Origin of the sequence: Shewanella gelidimarina (assembly GCF_023283945.1) — a bacterium.
Lineage (GTDB): Bacteria > Pseudomonadota > Gammaproteobacteria > Enterobacterales > Shewanellaceae > Shewanella > Shewanella gelidimarina.
The window spans coordinates 155,647-172,132 of sequence record NZ_JAKIKW010000005.1 but is presented as its reverse complement, the minus strand read 5'-3'; the positions used below and the strand labels follow the sequence as shown (position 1 = coordinate 172,132).

11 protein-coding genes and 1 pseudogene are annotated in these 16,486 nt (G+C 42.9%); 5 read left to right on the top strand and 7 right to left on the bottom strand.

Annotated features, from left to right (window positions below):
- Positions 1-2: 2 nt before the first annotated feature.
- Both L2729_RS06715 and L2729_RS06710 read right to left on the bottom strand, forming a co-directional pair.
- On the bottom strand, positions 3-704 hold the full coding sequence (locus L2729_RS06715) for a response regulator transcription factor (RefSeq protein ID WP_248987573.1): 702 nt from the start codon (positions 702-704) through the stop codon (positions 3-5).
- A gap of 22 nt (positions 705-726) precedes the next feature.
- Positions 727-1,044, bottom strand: a complete 318-nt coding sequence (locus L2729_RS06710; protein WP_346347757.1) for a PepSY domain-containing protein — start codon at positions 1,042-1,044, stop codon at positions 727-729.
- 231 nt (positions 1,045-1,275) lie between these two features.
- Here L2729_RS06710 and L2729_RS06705 point away from each other — a divergent pair, with 231 nt between their 5' ends.
- The 3 genes from L2729_RS06705 to L2729_RS06695 all read left to right on the top strand — a co-directional run bounded on the left by L2729_RS06705 (position 1,276) and on the right by L2729_RS06695 (position 6,558).
- Positions 1,276-2,115 carry a choice-of-anchor H family protein gene (locus tag L2729_RS06705; RefSeq protein WP_248987572.1) on the top strand — a complete coding sequence of 280 codons (840 nt, stop codon included), beginning with the start codon at positions 1,276-1,278 and terminating at the stop codon, positions 2,113-2,115.
- A 439-nt stretch (positions 2,116-2,554) separates the two neighbouring features.
- On the top strand, positions 2,555-4,987 hold the full coding sequence (locus L2729_RS06700) for a TonB-dependent receptor (protein WP_248987571.1): 2,433 nt from the start codon (positions 2,555-2,557) through the stop codon (positions 4,985-4,987).
- 233 nt (positions 4,988-5,220) lie between these two features.
- Positions 5,221-6,558 carry a M20 metallopeptidase family protein gene (locus L2729_RS06695; protein WP_248987570.1) on the top strand — a complete coding sequence of 446 codons (1,338 nt, stop codon included), beginning with the start codon at positions 5,221-5,223 and terminating at the stop codon, positions 6,556-6,558.
- Between the two features lie 15 nt (positions 6,559-6,573).
- On the opposite strand, the gene L2729_RS06690 is transcribed toward L2729_RS06695, so the two are convergent.
- From L2729_RS06690 to L2729_RS06680, 3 genes are all read right to left on the bottom strand, one after another.
- Positions 6,574-7,764, bottom strand: a complete 1,191-nt coding sequence (locus L2729_RS06690; RefSeq protein ID WP_248987569.1) for a tetratricopeptide repeat protein — start codon at positions 7,762-7,764, stop codon at positions 6,574-6,576.
- 397 nt (positions 7,765-8,161) lie between these two features.
- Positions 8,162-9,490, bottom strand: coding sequence for a DEAD/DEAH box helicase (locus L2729_RS06685; RefSeq protein WP_248987568.1), 1,329 nt, complete (start codon positions 9,488-9,490; stop codon positions 8,162-8,164).
- Between the two features lie 126 nt (positions 9,491-9,616).
- Positions 9,617-9,868, bottom strand: a complete 252-nt coding sequence (locus L2729_RS06680; protein WP_101092692.1) for a hypothetical protein — start codon at positions 9,866-9,868, stop codon at positions 9,617-9,619.
- Between the two features lie 513 nt (positions 9,869-10,381).
- Between L2729_RS06680 and L2729_RS06675 the strand changes: the two genes are divergently transcribed.
- The gene (locus L2729_RS06675) at positions 10,382-12,676 is read left to right on the top strand and encodes a penicillin acylase family protein (protein WP_248987567.1); all 2,295 of its coding nucleotides are present in this window, start codon (positions 10,382-10,384) and stop codon (positions 12,674-12,676) included.
- Positions 12,677-13,173: 497 nt separating this feature from the next.
- Positions 13,174-14,142: a lipid A deacylase LpxR family protein gene (locus tag L2729_RS06670; RefSeq protein ID WP_248987566.1), complete on the top strand. Its 969-nt coding sequence runs from the start codon at positions 13,174-13,176 to the stop codon at positions 14,140-14,142.
- Here L2729_RS06670 and L2729_RS06665 read toward each other — a convergent pair.
- Both L2729_RS06665 and L2729_RS21775 read right to left on the bottom strand, forming a co-directional pair.
- Positions 14,126-15,736 carry a sensor domain-containing diguanylate cyclase gene (locus L2729_RS06665; protein WP_248987565.1) on the bottom strand — a complete coding sequence of 537 codons (1,611 nt, stop codon included), beginning with the start codon at positions 15,734-15,736 and terminating at the stop codon, positions 14,126-14,128. The two genes, L2729_RS06670 and L2729_RS06665, sit on opposite strands and share 17 nt — an antisense overlap.
- Positions 15,737-16,103: 367 nt before the next feature.
- A pseudogene (locus L2729_RS21775) lies at positions 16,104-16,259 on the bottom strand (hypothetical protein); the annotation flags it as partial.
- Between the last annotated feature and the right edge of the window lie 227 nt (positions 16,260-16,486).

The following is a 16,486-nucleotide window of genomic DNA, read 5'->3' as shown; positions in this document are numbered from 1 at the left end:
GGTTATGATGACTTCTTAGGTTCAGGGAGCGGTTCTAGTTTTGTTAATCGGTATCCTTGCCCCCGTAAAGTTTCGATCATTCCAAGTTGGTTGTCAGGATCGAGCTTTTTCCGTAGACGCCGAATGAAGACCTCAATAACATTGGAGTCGAGATCAAAGTCTTGGTCATAAATATGTTCGGTGAGTACCGTTTTAGATTTAACTTCACCAATATGCAGCATGAAGTATTCAAATAGCTTGTATTCTGAGCCACTAAGATTAATCAGTTCACCATTTTTAGTGAGCTCTAAGCTACTGGTATTGAGTGATAAAGGACCGTTGTTGATCACTGGACTGGCTTTTCCTGCGCTGCGACGTATCAAGGCTTTTAGTCTTGCAATCAACTCCTGTGGGTGAAAAGGTTTAGTGAGGTAATCGTCTGCTCCGGCATCTAAACCTTCGACTTTATCTTGCCAGCTATCACGAGCCGTTAAGATTAAAATTGGAAATTCAATCGTAAGCGCTCTGAGTTGAGTGATAAGCGCTATACCGTCAAGTTTGGGAAGTCCTACGTCAATAATCGCGGCATCGTAGTTGTACTCCTGCCCTTGAAAAAGACCTATTTCGCCATCATCAGCAGTATCGACAGTATAGTTAGCGGCTATCAAGTGCTGCTTAAGATTGCTCTGCAGTGCGAGATCATCTTCAACGAGTAACAGTCTCATATTTATTCCTTTTTTGTTGCAGTTAGTTACGACGCACACGGCCTGTTTTGGCATCAACGGTGACGTAAAAAACCACCCCATCTTTTGAAAGCAACTTGACTCGATAACCTGGATTACCATTAACACGAGCAGACTGAACTTTGAGGATCTTTCCTGGATACTGGCTTTTAACTAATTGTGCTGCTTGTTGTGAACTTTTCACTTTAAGTGATTTGGCCCCATTATTAGTCGCCATCGCCATGGAGGCTAACGAAATAGTGGCGTAATGCCCGCCAGCATAGGCGGGTAAGGAGCCTAGCGTCAGTAGCGGTATTAATATCAACAGTAGAACAGCTTTCATTAAGAGCACCAAAGGGTTGAGATGTTACCAGTTTAAAAGATCCCGCTAGATTAGTCATCATTCCTGCATCGAGAGCGCGTTTAGGTTGTTAGATATATCGTTTTTAAGATGAACCCAACCTGAATAGCCCAATGGGGGGGAGCCGTTAACTCGCTGATTTTTGACGTTCAGCTTGTGTTCATTTGAGTTGGCCTCTAATGACCTCAACCAAATGAATCGCTAGAGGTGATGATGAAACAATTAAAAACCCTAACCAAGCTATTGCCGCTGTTTCTGAGTGCGTGTTTATTGCCGATGGGCGCAGTAGCACAAGAACGTAACCAAGCTAGCAGTATATCTACGGGATATATGCAGGATAAGGCATTCACAACCTACTCAGATCAGAGCCATCAATTATCAGCAGCTCAGCGAGAGTTATTATCAGCGCAACGCTTGCAGGTGAGCCGAAGTTTACTAAGCCCAATGAGCAGGGAGCAAGTGATCCAAACGCATATCGATAAAGCGCAGAAGGCCATCATCAAGCGCCAAGCGACAGCATCACCCGCCTTATTTGCCAATGGCATCTATCGAGATTTCTATATTTACGATGCTTACAGCCGCTTGTTTGTTGATAATGACGTTGATGGTTTTTACCAGACCTTTAGCGTGACCTTTGATGCGGACGTTAATGGGGTATACCTCAATGAAAGAGCGGATGTGTTTGCGGAGCTTTATCTTAGCCGCAATGGTGGTCCTTGGGAGCATTATTACACCACCGACATATTCAGTATTGTTGGTGATGCCACCAATGATGACTTTGAGGTCTTAACCACGTTGGATGTGGGATTTACTCCAGATCATTACGACGTGCTTATCGATCTCTATGAAGTAGGCTACGGTGATATTGTGGCGACAGTAAGCTCAAATGATTTTGATAGTCTCTACGCCTTACCGCTGGAAAGTACCGATTGGGATAATGACTATATTGAGGCTGATAGCGATTATGCGGGAAGCACATCTTGGTGGGCACTGCTTGTTATATCGTTAGTTGTTCTTATGCGCAGGACGCGATATGACAATAACGATAAATAGTGTGTTTGGAGATAGGCCCCTATAACCATAAACATTGATAGTTGATTTGTGGACTGACTATCAATGTTATAACCGAAATGTGAGCTGTTAACCGAACATTCAGCGAGGCTTTCTAGCAATATAAAGCAGTGATTTTTGACTCTTTAAGTTTGTTAATACTCTCTATCTATTCTGCTTGATTATTGTTCATGCTACTTGTAAGGAGTGAAACTGGCTTTGGCTGGTTACATTTTGAATATGTGATTCAAGTCACCTATCTTATTGCTGCATATAGATTTTATCGCAATTTACTTTGTAAGTTTTTCATATAAAATCGAGCAAAAACAATCACAAACAAATCTCCTTTGTATTAGTTGTTTAAATGCTGGTTGCAATGTTAATGTTAATGTTAATGAGAATGGTTATCATCTCGCCGCATAATACTTAAGTAGGGTTTGAGATGAAAGGTTTTCGTTATTCCATATTAGCAATTGCATGTGCATCCACATTTTTACCGACAACAATTTATGCAGCAGAAACCGTTGAAGCGAACAGTAACATTGAGCGGATAACGGTCTATGGCAGACAAAACCAAGTTGTGATGAACTCGGGCCTCGCAACAAAGTCTAATATGTCACTCATGGAAACGCCTGCGGCAGTCGTTATTGTTGATGAAGAGCTGATTCAAGCACAAGGTGTGGATAATCTACAGGATTTGATACGTAATATTAGTGGTGTTACTCAAGCAGGTAATAACTATGGTATCGGTGATAATTTAGTGATCCGTGGTCTAGGCGCTAATTACACCTATGATGGTATGTATGGTGGTGCTGGACTGGGTAATTCATTTAATCCTACTCGCTCATTGACCAATGTTGAATCGGTAGAGGTCTTAAAAGGGCCTGCGACTGGGCTTTATGGCATGGGCAGCGCGGGGGGGGTGATTAACCTTATAGAGAAAAAACCACAATTTGAGTCTTCAAATGAGTTTACTGCTGAAGTGGGTCAATGGGACACCTATGCATTTTCTGTAGACAGTACCGGTGGGATCACCGACAACTTAGCCTATCGAGTTGTGGCTAAAAGTGCTCGTAGTGATGGTTTCCGTGAGATTGGTACTGATAGAGATGAGGTTTACACTTCTTTAAAATATATCATGAGTGATAGCCAAGATCTTATGTTATCAGCTACTTATATTAAAGATGCTATTGCTGTTGATTCTATTGGTCACCCCATACGTATCTTTAATGCAGATTCTGTAGGCGGTAAGGGCGCTGGTGAGGTTAGTTGGGAGGACTTGATTAACGATCCAAATAATGCAGGGCTTCAATTAACGGATGCGCAGCGCCAACAGCTAGCGGATTCGCTTTCCAGTAGTGACGGCCAAACCCCTTATGCTTTTGGTCATGCGGGAATTATCTCTCCAATGGCAAAAGATAATGAAGGCGAAGAGCTACGCTTTAAGTTAACCCACAATATCTATTTAAACGATAATCTCTTTCTAAATCAACAATTACAATACCGTGACTATACCTCGGGTTTTGCTCGTCAAACAGGTGCATATAACTATGTTTATTGGGATCGACGCGGCAAGATAAATGAAGATCCACGGGCGCCACTCGTCGAAAATGGCGTGTTATATCCATTTGCAGGGCGTCGCCAGGAATATCGTAAAGTAGAAGCCGATGAAACGTCTTGGCAATATTTTGCCGATCTTCGTTATGATTTCGAAATTGGCAATATGGAAAATGAATTATTAGTTAATGCTAACTTTGAAGATAGAGATATCACTGTTAAACAATATTCAATATATGATGCTGATAAAGCGATTAAGAACAAAGCAGGTGACACTATTTATCAGGGTGCTCTGCCTTATATTTATGATATTCGTAATCCAAACTGGGCGAAAGGGAGCTTTGAAGATCATGATCCTTTGATGACCAGTAATTATACTAAGAAGGTTAATGCTTGGGGCGTAGGTCTGCAGCATGTTGGCTATTTAGGTTATGGTTTTACCACTCGTATTGGTGTGGCATTCAATGAGATAACACAGTCTTACCAACATTTGGGGGTAGACCCACGTTATTCAGCAAGTAAAGCCGAACCTAGAGCTGAAGCTGACACAACCGATAACGGCGTCACTTACAATTTAGGGGTGACTTACATGCCTACGGATGACTTGTCTTTCTTTGTAAACCACTCAAAGGGGCGTACTGCATATAGCATACTCGGTGGGATAGACGGGACGGGAGACGATCGAGCGGATTCTGAATCGGTTAGTGATGACTTGGGAATTAGATACAAAGCGTTTGAAGATCAAATGCTGATGTCGTTAGTGTTCTTTAAGAGCGCGCGGACTAACTTACAGTACAGTAACCCTGACTATGAAGAGGGTGTATCAGCACCTGGTGTATCTCAAAGTTTTTATGATGGTAAAGAGGAAACAACGGGTGTTGAACTTGATTTAAATGCACACATTAGTGAGCAATGGATGGTAAACATCAATGGTGTTTACCAGGATGCCCGAGATAAAAAAGACCCTAACAGAAGCAGTTTCGATACACGTCAGAAAGGTGTTCCTTATGTAACAGCGAGTGCGTGGGTAACCTATGGAGCAGATTGGTTCACACTAGAAAGCCCAGTCAACATCAGTTTAGGTGCTAAATACGTTGATGACCGCAGCACTAACTCTGATTCATTTGGGATCCCTGATGGTTATGTGCCGAGTTACACCGTGCTGGACTCTGCTATTAGCTATGATGTAGAACAATGGAAAATACAGCTCAATGTTAATAACCTCTTTAACGAAGAGTATTACAGTAAAGCGATGTTCTTAGGCGGAATGCCAGGGGAAGAACGTAACGCCAAGTTGTCGTTAACTTACCGTTTGTAGCCGTAAATTAACCCGATAAAAATGCAGCCTTATGGCTGCATTTTTATTAATTAAAACGCTACGAGCGTTATCATTTTAGCCAAATTCCTTACCATTTTGTTTTCATCTGCCTAAATGAGTTGTGCGGTGTGTTTTATATTGGGATTGGTTTTCGCTCTGTTTTGATTTCGCACTTTAATAATCCCTATGTTAGCTTAACCTTTAAATAACCGTTTGAAATGGATAGCATCGTTATGACAATCTCTTCGAAAACCCCCATTGCACTTAGCTTATGCTTGTTGTTCACAGTGGCATTAAGTGGTAACGCCGTAGCTGCCAGCTTGAGTGACTCTGTTGATAAAGCGATGCCGAAACTTGAGGCGTTGTATCTGCATCTACATCAACATCCAGAGCTGTCCTTCGAAGAAAAAGCCACCAGTGCCCGCATGGCAAAAGAACTCGCCACGCTGGGGTTTGAAGTGACTGAGCAATTCGGTGGATATGGCGTTGTTGGGATATATAAAAATGGAGATGGGCCGACGGTCATGATAAGGGCCGATACCGACGGACTGCCCATCATAGAAGAGACGGGTAAGCCATACGCTTCGATAGTGACGACTAAAGATGCGAGTAATAACACGGTAGGCATTATGCACGGCTGTGGGCACGATATTCATATGACCAGTCTGATTGGCACCGCGGAGCAGCTGGTGGCTAATAAAGCTGACTGGAAAGGCACCTTAATGATGGTGGCACAACCCGCAGAAGAGGTGGGTGGTGGCGCAAAAGCGATGCTTAAACAGGGCCTTTTTACTCAATTTCCCACGCCTGATTATATCATCGGCTTGCATGTTAGCGCGGGGATCCCAGCCGGAAAGGTGGGAATTGCTCCTGGGTATGCTTTGGCTAATGTTGATTCAGTTGATATAAAAGTAAAGGGCAAGGGCGGACACGGCGCTTATCCCCATGCAACCAAAGATCCTGTAGTGTTAGCCTCTAGAATGGTGCTGGCACTGCAAACCATTTCGAGTCGAGAGATCTCACCGCTTGAGCCAAATGTGATCACCGTGGGTTCTATTCATGGCGGCTCGAAACACAATATTATTTCAGACGAAGTGAGGCTGCAGTTAACACTGCGGTCATATAATCCAGATGTACGCTTGCAGCAAATAGAAGCGCTCAAACGCCTTACCAGAGGGATTGCTATCAGTGCGGGCTTACCAGATGAGCTAATGCCAGAAGTGTATGTCCATGAAGAGGAAAGAATTCCCTCTACCTATAATGACCCCACACTGGCTGCCAATGTACAAGCGAGTATTGAGCAAGAACTTGGCGTTGAAAATGTGCTCAAGTCCGAGCCTGTAATGGCCGGAGAAGATTTTGGCTTATATGGTCTTACCGCTGAAAAGCGTCCCATCACCCTCTTCTGGCTAGGCGCTGTGGATCCAGACTCGTACCAAATAAGTTTGGATAAGGGATCCACATTACCTTCATTACATTCGAGTCAATTTGCACCCGATTATCCACTGACGATCAATACCGGCGTTCGGGCCATGAGCCGCAGTGCGATGAACCTTTTTAATCATCATTGAGATTGAGCTAAAACGTTACCTAATACCTTGGCGTTTGTTCTCTACTTTAGTCAGTAATGCCATGGTTTCAGGCTTTAAATCAATAAGGTCTTTTTGAGTAACAATCGCTACTGAACGTTGAATACTTTTATAGGCTTGTGAGTAGTTATGCTGCAGCAGCGCCAGTTGGGCCAAGTTATTCAAACCAATAACTTGGCCTGGTTGATAACCGACCATTTGATGATAGTCAACTGACAGCTGATATTGCTGTTTAGCGGCGGCATAGCGGCCCAGGCGTTGATTTACATGTCCTGCCCAGGCAGCGACATAAGCAAGATAGAGCCAGTCTTGTGAATTTGCCGCATTCCTTCGGCTCTGAGATAGGGTCGATAGTGCGCGGGCTAGTTCCCCCTGCTCAATATAGCCTTTTGCCAACGTTAACCCTAACCGAGCTGACTCACGGCGGTTACCGGTTGATTCTGCTTGTGTTAACGCTGCCGATACGATGTTGTTTGCCGCTACAAATTCTTGCTGCTTGAGCAGTATTTCTGCTGTTTGTCTTTGGGCGATGAGATTGCCAGGATCTGAACTTAATAAAGTATCAAGAGTTTCACTCGCAGCAGTGGTTTCACTGTATTGCAGTTGTTTAAGGGCTAAAATAAGTAGCGGATTATTAAAGTATGTTCGGCTTTCAATGCTGTTTGTATTAGCTTTAGCTTGGGTTTTATTATTAATAAGCTTAGCTAAATCAAGATACAGTGATTCAATATTGTCGGCTTGTATGCTGCCATTTTGGTGCTGGCTAGGACTATATAAGTTGAACTCTAGTTGGTAACGGTTATTGTGTTCAGTAATGATGGATTCCACCACTAAAGAGGCACCCGATAAGGTGAGTAACTTGGTTACCTGCAAAGGGCGGCTGTCTTCAATAAAGCTTGAGCTTTGAAGTACAAAGTTGATGACATCTTCAACTTGTAGAACAGGAAAGGCATTAGAATTATGGAGTTGAGCAATGAGACTTTCTTGATGGGCATATTGTTGCCAAAGAGGGTTGGTGGCACTCTGAGTTATTTTTACTGGGAGTATAATAATGGCGCCATTGTCTAAAGCCACTTGCTCATTGTGTGGATAATAAATGAAGCTTAAAAGTGCAATAATCGCCAAAGTCGCCATTAATAATGGGATAGCTAACTTGCGTTTTTTTAGTGGTTCTGGACTTACAATCATAAATGCCTTTTATTGATTTTATCACTTAAGTGTAACGTGTCAGTGGTTAAACAATGACTTTAATAAAGAGAGCTAACGTGATCCTATCAAGAGCCTTCTCTCTAAGTTGAACTCGTTAATTGATTTTAATATTAACTTATTGAAAACTAGCGTAACAATATTAGCGGGATGCGTCTTTCTATTTTATTTGAGTGAATACTATTAGCGCAATGAGGTCTGTAACGCAGCAGTTAAAGTACTAAGCCAATCTGAGTTAAACCCATTCAAAAGACAGTGTGTCTATCTTATTGTTTAATAATGGTTATATTTTTAAGTGTTGTAAGCAACCCGTTTTGCTGCGTTTAAAATACAGCAGAATAGTCAACCTGTTAAAGATCAACTATCCCGAGAGCAATTTTTAAACGTTCCAAGGGTTCAGCGGTAACTTATTAGCGTCTTTATTCGCTTTGCTTTTTGAATCCTGTTGGCCGGTACGCTTTTTATCTGCTGCAGTATTTACGCTACGTTTAGGTTCGCGTTTTGCCGTATCTTTACTTTTTTCAGTCATTGTTTTGAACTTCGGTTTGAAATTCAATACCGATATTGGCACATCTTTTTGAGGAGTAAATCCCTCAATTTCTCTGCGCTCTATTAGCTGACCCAGTCGACTTTCAATCATGCATAAGTTTTTGAAATCATCTCTCGAAACCAAAGATACCGCTTGGCCATTGGCCCCAGCTCGACCTGTACGGCCAATACGGTGAATGTAGTCATCGGCTGGATAGGGCAGATCATAGTTAATCACCAAAGGTAATTCATCAATGTCTAGACCACGGGCTGCAACGCCAGTGGCGACGAGTAATCCAATGTTGCCGGCTTTAAAGTCGGCCAATATTTTTTCTCGAACCTCTTGGCTTCGGCCGCCATGGATACACTCGGCAGTAATGCCTCGCTTTTCGAGTTGGCTAACGAGTTTTGCAGCGCCTTGCTTGGTTTCGATAAAGATCAGCGCTTGCTGCCAATCATTTTCTTTAATTAAGTGGCTTAATAATGCTGATTTTTTATCTTTATCAACAGTGATGAGCCATTGTTCAATTTTGGGCTTGGAATCTGTATTGGCGATGACAGATATTTCAACGGGTCTGTCGACAGTGGTTTTCGCCAGTGCCTTAACTTGATGGGACAGCGTGGCTGAGAACAGCAGACTTTGTCTGTCTGTTGGCAACTTATCCATGATCTTGTCGATGTCTTCGATAAAGCCCATATCGAGCATTCTATCGGCTTCATCGAGTACTAAAATTTCTAGTTCATCAAAATGAATTGCCCGTTGGGTATACATATCAAGTAAGCGACCCGGTGTCGCGACCAGTATGTCTACGCCTTCTAACAAGCCCTGTCGTTGTGGTTCGGCATCTACGCCGCCATACATCGCCATTGAAGTAAGGTCTAGGTGTTTACCGTACTGAGCAATATTCGCTTCAACCTGCACAGCCAGCTCGCGGGTCGGAGTGAGGATTAACGCTCTAATACGTTTTTTGCGCTGAGTTTGCGATTGGCTGAGTATTTGCAATATCGGTAATACGAAGCTTGCGGTTTTACCGGTACCTGTTTGCGCAGCTGCAATCAGATTTCGGCCGCTTAAGATCACCGGAATACTCTTAGCTTGGATTGGGGTTGGGGTGGTGTAACCTTGTTCGGTTACAGCGGTAACGATTGGATTGCTTAATCCAAGCTTTGAAAACGGCATGGTGAGTCTCAGTTATCTGTTGTGATGTTGCTTATTGCAGTTAAAGGCGGCGTGATGGCACAGCCACCGTCTTTTATTATAACAGTATGTCGCGACTATCGGGTGATATTGTTATCTCAACATCGGCTATTTCATGGTGACCTTACCGCCAACAAATTTATAGGCTGGGGCGCCGCGGACGAGGGTGTCTCTGGCAAACACTTGTCCGCATTGAGGGCATGTACAGGGTGCGTTGGTATAATCGGTCACAATACGCTCTTTGAAGCATTTTACTAATGCACCTTTGCCCCCTTTTCGGTACTTATATAATAGCACTCGACACTTAGCGCAGAATATCTCAACGGTTTGTGTCGGTCCTTTCTTATTTGGTTTTGCCATTCGTCATCTTTACTGTTTGCCCTTGTAGACAATTCTGCCATATCGAGCGATAAATACCGCTATTTATTCGTTTTTAAATAGGTCGTTAGGCTAGAGGCTGTTGATCTTTCGAGCTTGGTTTTTGTTCAATTCTTTACCGTAGGGAATAATGATTCTAGTTCAAGGCTTTAGCTATGATGCTGAATAAATTAAACAAGACTGCTAACGCACTCTTGTAATAACAAATGGTAAGCATTGAAACGAACCCGACGGGCCGCGCTTCTTGGCTATTTTTACGGTGTTGTAGGCTATTTGTGGAGAATGACTAAACGACATCGCCTCCGCCTTGTCAAAATAGCCAATAGACGGCGGCAAAAACAACCGTGAAAGATCTACAGCTCTTAATTTCAAATGCTTGTTTAACAATTTCGTAACCCAGTTTATGATGGTATATACCATAACGTCTGAAAAGAGCAGCTTTAAGCCGTTTGGGTATGCATAGGAGTGTTAATTAAACGTCACTACAGGAACGTAATGAAAAAAATAATAAAAATAGCAGCCGTTGGTTTGCTTTCTATCGTGTTTATCGCCGCCGTAGTCGTTTATCTATTACTCTTTATGAGCTTACCAAAGCTGGATGCATCCATAGAAAGTGATGCCGTAAGTGATAATGTCAGTATTGAAAGAGACCGTTTAGGTACTGCAGTGGTCACGGCCAGTCATCGCCAAGATGCTGCTTACGGCTTAGGCTATGCTCATGGGCAAGATCGTTTTTTTCAAATGGACCTCTTAAGACGTAATTCTGCTGGAGAACTATCAGAAATCTTTGGAGCAAAGGCACTTGAGTTAGACAAGCGTCACCGTTTTCACCAATTAAGAAAGCGCGCGAATAATATTTTAAAAACGTTGCCAGAGGCGCACTTAAAGATCTTAAATACCTATGCTCAAGGCGTGAATGACGCCGTTGCTGCTAAATCTATGAATGCTTTCGAGTATCTGGTGACAGGCGCAAAGCCTCGTCCATGGGAGCCAGCGGATAGTTTACTGGTGATCTACAGTATGTACCTTGATCTGCAAGGAAATACGATTAAACGGGATTTGACGCTTACCTATATACAGTCGATATTTGGCGCTGAAATGGTGGCGTTTATTATTCAACCCAGCCAATATCAGGCGCCACTCGATGGCAGCCTAATCAGCTTAGCGCCACCCTCTATCCCTCTGCTTTCGCCATTATATATCAGTCAGGCACTGCCAAAAGAGATTGCTGTACCGCTAGATATCGGCAGTAACAACTGGGCCGTTACAGGCGAGTTGACCCAAAATGGCAATGCTATGTTATCCGATGATATGCACCTGTCTTTTGCTGTGCCTATCATTTGGTATCGCGCTCAGCTTAATTATCAGCATAACGGTGAAGATATTAGTATTACTGGGGTTTCACTTCCAGGCGCTCCAGCGATTGTGGTTGGTAGTAATGGCCATGTGGCATGGGGGTTTACCAATGCCTATATTGATACTGCGGACTGGATTGAAATTGATGATGATACCGAACTGACCTTTGAAGATGAAGAGATAAGACTGCCTGATTCATCAGTGGATTATAAGATCCCGATGTCTCGATTTGGCCCGGTAAAGCGGGTGTCTGAAAAGCGTTATGCACTCTCTTGGGTAGGACATCAGGATTACGCTGTCGATATGTCACTCGTTGAACTCGATAGCATCAAAGATGTGCAACAAGGTATCGCCATTGCTAGTAATATTGGCATTCCGGTGCAAAATATGATGCTAGTTGATACCGCCGGTAACGCAGCATGGAAGCCCGCTGGCGCTTTTCCATCAAGAACTAATCCAAGTGAGGTAGCAATAGCCGAGTCTGACTATCAAGCTGATAACTGGCTTATAGATCAAGTGGCTTTACCTGAGGTTATTAATCCTGATACTCATCGGTTGTGGTCTGGAAACTCGCGTGTGGTGTCGACCAAGCAACACAAAGCATTAGGCAATGGAGGTTACGCTCTTGGTGCTCGTAGTACGCAAATTCGAGATCGACTCTTTGCGGGAAAAGACTTTACTGTCGATGATTTTTACCAATTACAGTTGGATAATGAAGCACGATTCTTACAGCCTTGGCAGCAACAGCTAATCACGGTGTTAAGTACTCAGCCCCAGCGTTTCGCTAAAGATATTGCTTATCTAAACAATTGGAAAGCCTGTGCTTGTAGTGACTCTGTGGGTTACACCTTAGTCAGGCAATACAGACAACAGCTTATAGATACTACCTTTGCCCCTCTCGAAACTCAGTTGGCTCTTTCTTCACTAAGTTTATCGCCAGTTAAACGCGACCTAGAGCCTGCCATGTGGCAATTAATCAACGCACAACCAAAATTTTGGTTGCCAACAAAATACTCAAGTTGGTCAGAGTATATGCTCAATATATATCAAGAGAGTAAACAACAACTGTTGGCCAAACATAGTCAAGATGACAATATGGATGACTTAGCATGGGGGAGTGTTAACGAGCTAAAGATACAGCACCCATTTTCGAAACAGATCCCGATATTAAGCACGCTGTTAGATATGCCCACCGTCACCGGATTTGGTGATAGCTATATGCCCGCTGTTCAAGGCGCATCTTTTGGCGCTTCTCAACGCTTTATCGTGCAGCCGGGTGATGAAGCCAATGGAGTGTTAGCGATTCCCGGGGGGCAGTCAGGCCATCCTTTATCAGACTTTTATCGGGCTGGTTTTACCGAGTATGCTGCCCAGCAACAGACGCCCTTACTGCCAAGCAAGCGACTGCATCGAATAGAGATCAGTGCAAAGTGAGTTAAGTATTAATTGATGCATTCAAGTCATTCAATAAAGGCACTTCGGTGCCTTTATTTTCTGCTTAATAGGTAAAAGCGGCGATAAAACCAGTAGACAGATTTATGTTCTAAATAAATTAATCAAAAGTCATTTGGTTGCGATGAAGTCGTTTGGCTCTGAGAAATAAGCAGTAAAAATTAATACTCAATCGATGTGAAAACTGGATCCATCACCGCTTGATTGCGAGATTGATGTTGAGCTTACAAATGAAGGAATTTGATTTAAGAAAGATGAGGTATTGACTCATATCTAATTTTCCTCTCGATATATCCATTTCTAAATGTATCAATTTTTCCATTTTTGAGATTAATAACATGCAATGCTGTTTATTCATTTCCAGCTTTAACCATCGTCATCTATAATACTTTTACGTCCTCATTCAATCTGTAAATCATGTGCTAAGACTTATTCCATCCTTTATTGTTTTTATGCTTTCCTTTTTGACCTGCTCAGCTATGGCTGCCGAAGATGACCTTCGTCAAAACAGCTGGGGACAATTCATCTTTGAAAATGATGCTTTCGGTGTGCTAGAACCCACTGATGACGGCTACAGCAACGGTGTGGGTTATGCCTGGGGAAAGGCGCCTATCGCTAATTTTGACGATATCGATATGCCAGATTGGGTGCGGTGGACTAGCGATTGGACCTATATTAACCAAGCTGATAGAGGTCAATACACTTTAAGCTATGCCATTTTACAGGGGATGTTTACCCCATCAGACTTAGAAGACAGCCAACTCATCCCTGATGATAGACCGTACGCTGGAGTACTACTTTGGCAGGTCAAATTACGCCAGTTTGAGGATAATGTTGCGACCAGTTTACTGCTTGATGTCGGTGTGGTTGGCCCTGCTTCATTAGCGGAACAAACGCAAAGCATCATCCACGGTATGATTGGTGCTAAAGATCCACAAGGGTGGGACAATCAAATTGATAATGAGCCTGTTTTTCGTGTCCAATCTGAGTATTTATATCGTTTTGCTCAATTAGCACTATCAAACAGTGTGGCAACTGACGTGAGCTTTTACACTCAGGCCGGAATCGGTAATTTACGCAGCGATGCGGGCTTTGGATTAACGTTTAGAGTCGGCAGTGGGCTTGATGAAACCTACGCCAGTATTAACCCTACTGCATCTCATAGCGCCAACCCTTATGCCTATATGTCTGATCGAGGTTTTAACTGGATGTTGTTTATGTCAGCTTACGGTCGTTACGTGCTGAATGACATCACCATCGATGGTAATACTTTTAAAGATAGCCACTCAGTGGAACTCATCCATGAACAAGGTCAGCTTAGCATGGGATTTGCCATGCGCTGGGGAAGTTGGGGGATTTTATTCTCTACGCTTCGAGGGAGTCAGCAATATGAAGGGCAGATACCCGATACTAACTATGGTGCGGCCAGTATTAGTTATCATTATTAGCTGTAATGGTCACTTTATAATACTGGTTCCTTCCACTTTTCTTGGCTTGGTAAAGCGCTTTGTCTGCCATTTCAGTGATCCGTTTTCCGCTAATAAAGGTCTCTGCACAATATGATTCTACTGGCGCTGGTAAGACTTGGCATACCCCAAAGCTCACAGTGATATAATCTGCCACATCTGAGCTTGGATGAGGTAAGGCTAAGGTTTGCAGTGACTCTAAAATGCTTGCTAGCTTACGTTCAAGCGGAGCGAATGGAATATCACTGTAGAGCATTATAAATTCTTCTCCGCCAAAGCGTGCGCACATATCCTCAGCACGTTGAAAATGTTGGTCCAATAAAGCGGCCACGGTTTTAAGTGCTTCATCACCCGCGACGTGCCCTAATGTGTCGTTATATCTTTTAAAATAATCGATATCAGCCAATATCAGTGTGAAGCCAATGTTCTGCCGTCTTAATAATTGAATCTGAGCTTCTAAGTGCAATTCAAATGCGCGTCGATTAGAAATTTGCGTTAACTCATCAACATAGACTTGCTGACTCAATAATGTATTTTGCCTCTGCACTGTGCTCATAAGTGCATTGAAGTGAAATGATATCTTTCTTAACTCCGTAATAATGTAGTTTTTAGGCAGTTCTTTGTAACGTTGCTTCTTGTCCATGGCTTTTACGTGTTTTGCAAGGCGTTGAATTGGGCCAATAATGAACCCTGCAAGCAGCAGATAGACTGTGATTACCAGTACTATCATCGCAAGCACTAAGCTGAGCATACCAACGCCCCAAATGGAGGGAGTTTGGCTATTGGTATGATACAAGGTGATTTTGAGGATCGGTTCCCCGTTAGTATTGCGGATTAACCTGTGGGTGAAAGGGGCTATTTGGGTCAGCTTCACTGCTGCGTTCCAATCTTTGATCCCGTCAATTTCTATATTACTGCTGACTGGCGTCATAAGCACTGGCGTTGCTGTAAACAGTGATACTTCATCTATTAGCTCTTGGTTAATGAGACGGATAAATACCAGAAAACCATTAGAAGCTAAACTTTTGTCAGAAAGTAAAATAGGGGTAGAACTGTAGAATGCCGCCCCTGATTGGGTGGAAATAACGCCCGTTTTAGGGATAACTTTTTTGCCATTATAGGGGGTGTCGATTAACACCCTATTTTCAGGGGCATCCTCAAAGTTATGCAAGTTAAAACGGAGTTCTTGTTTGTTTTTATGGTGGTAACCTTTTGAGTATAAAAGCTTGGATTGGTTGTTGAAAATAAATACACCGTCAATTTCTAATCTGATGAATGTATCATTGAGATAGTTCTCAATTAAGTAACGCTGACTGTGTGGCGAATTAGGTTGCTGCACAAATTCATAGGTCTCATCCCAAACGGCATAATCGTAATTTAGGGTGACCATGGGTTTATTAATTCGATTAATAGCAAAAACCAAGCTATTTAACTCTCGTTCAGACAGCTTGAGCATGGTGGTTTCAAGTTGTGGGATCTGAATGAAAATGCGATAGCTGAGGATCACCGCAGTGAATAATACGACGATGAGCGTAAACACCCTAACTTGAAGTTGATTGAAACTCAGTGTTTTCAATATATTTAGGTCCCTATTATAAATAGCCTTGTTAGCGCTAAATAGGGGCGATAACTTAGATTAATTGTAGCAGTGGCTAGATAATTTGCTTTTATTTGGTGAGCTAAGCTGTTGTAAGCACTATTTTAGTATTAGCTAAGCGTTTCACTTAATACCAGCGTAGAGGCTGTTGTGGCATTTGCGGTGTTGGTTTCCAGCGTAGCAACTGTGTTGGCAGCTTAACGCTTTACGAGGTTAAGTTGTTTGCTCGGTTGAGATCCGCATGGCCATACATTAGGTGCTTATCCACGTCGACGGCATTACGGTCTTGCTTGTTTTCAAAAGGAGTTATCTAAATTGCTGCCTTTAGTTCATTGGTTGAATGCGGCTAATACTGGACCCGCCCTGATCTGGTAATCCATTTTGCGAGCCGCTTCATCTGAGTTTTGCCCCCGCTCGAATGCCCCAAGTACCAACGGAAGATAAGTACTATCTTACGCTTGCCTTCAGCGTGCTCAATTTGCTTAAGATCACGTTGGTTAAAATGTGGGACCGTACCTACTCAAATATCATCTAGGTTCGAACGAATACCTGTTGTTTTTAAGTTTTCACTCTCATTAGCTGGAATCGCTTTGATAGGGTCATAAAGGGGGACTGTTTGTTTGCACTCATCGGGTCAGTGTATAGCTTTAAGTCGTTCTCGGTGGCTATGCCGTTCGTATAACGAGTGACGACTCTTATTATGGTTGGTTGCTGAATCAAAGTGAGGTT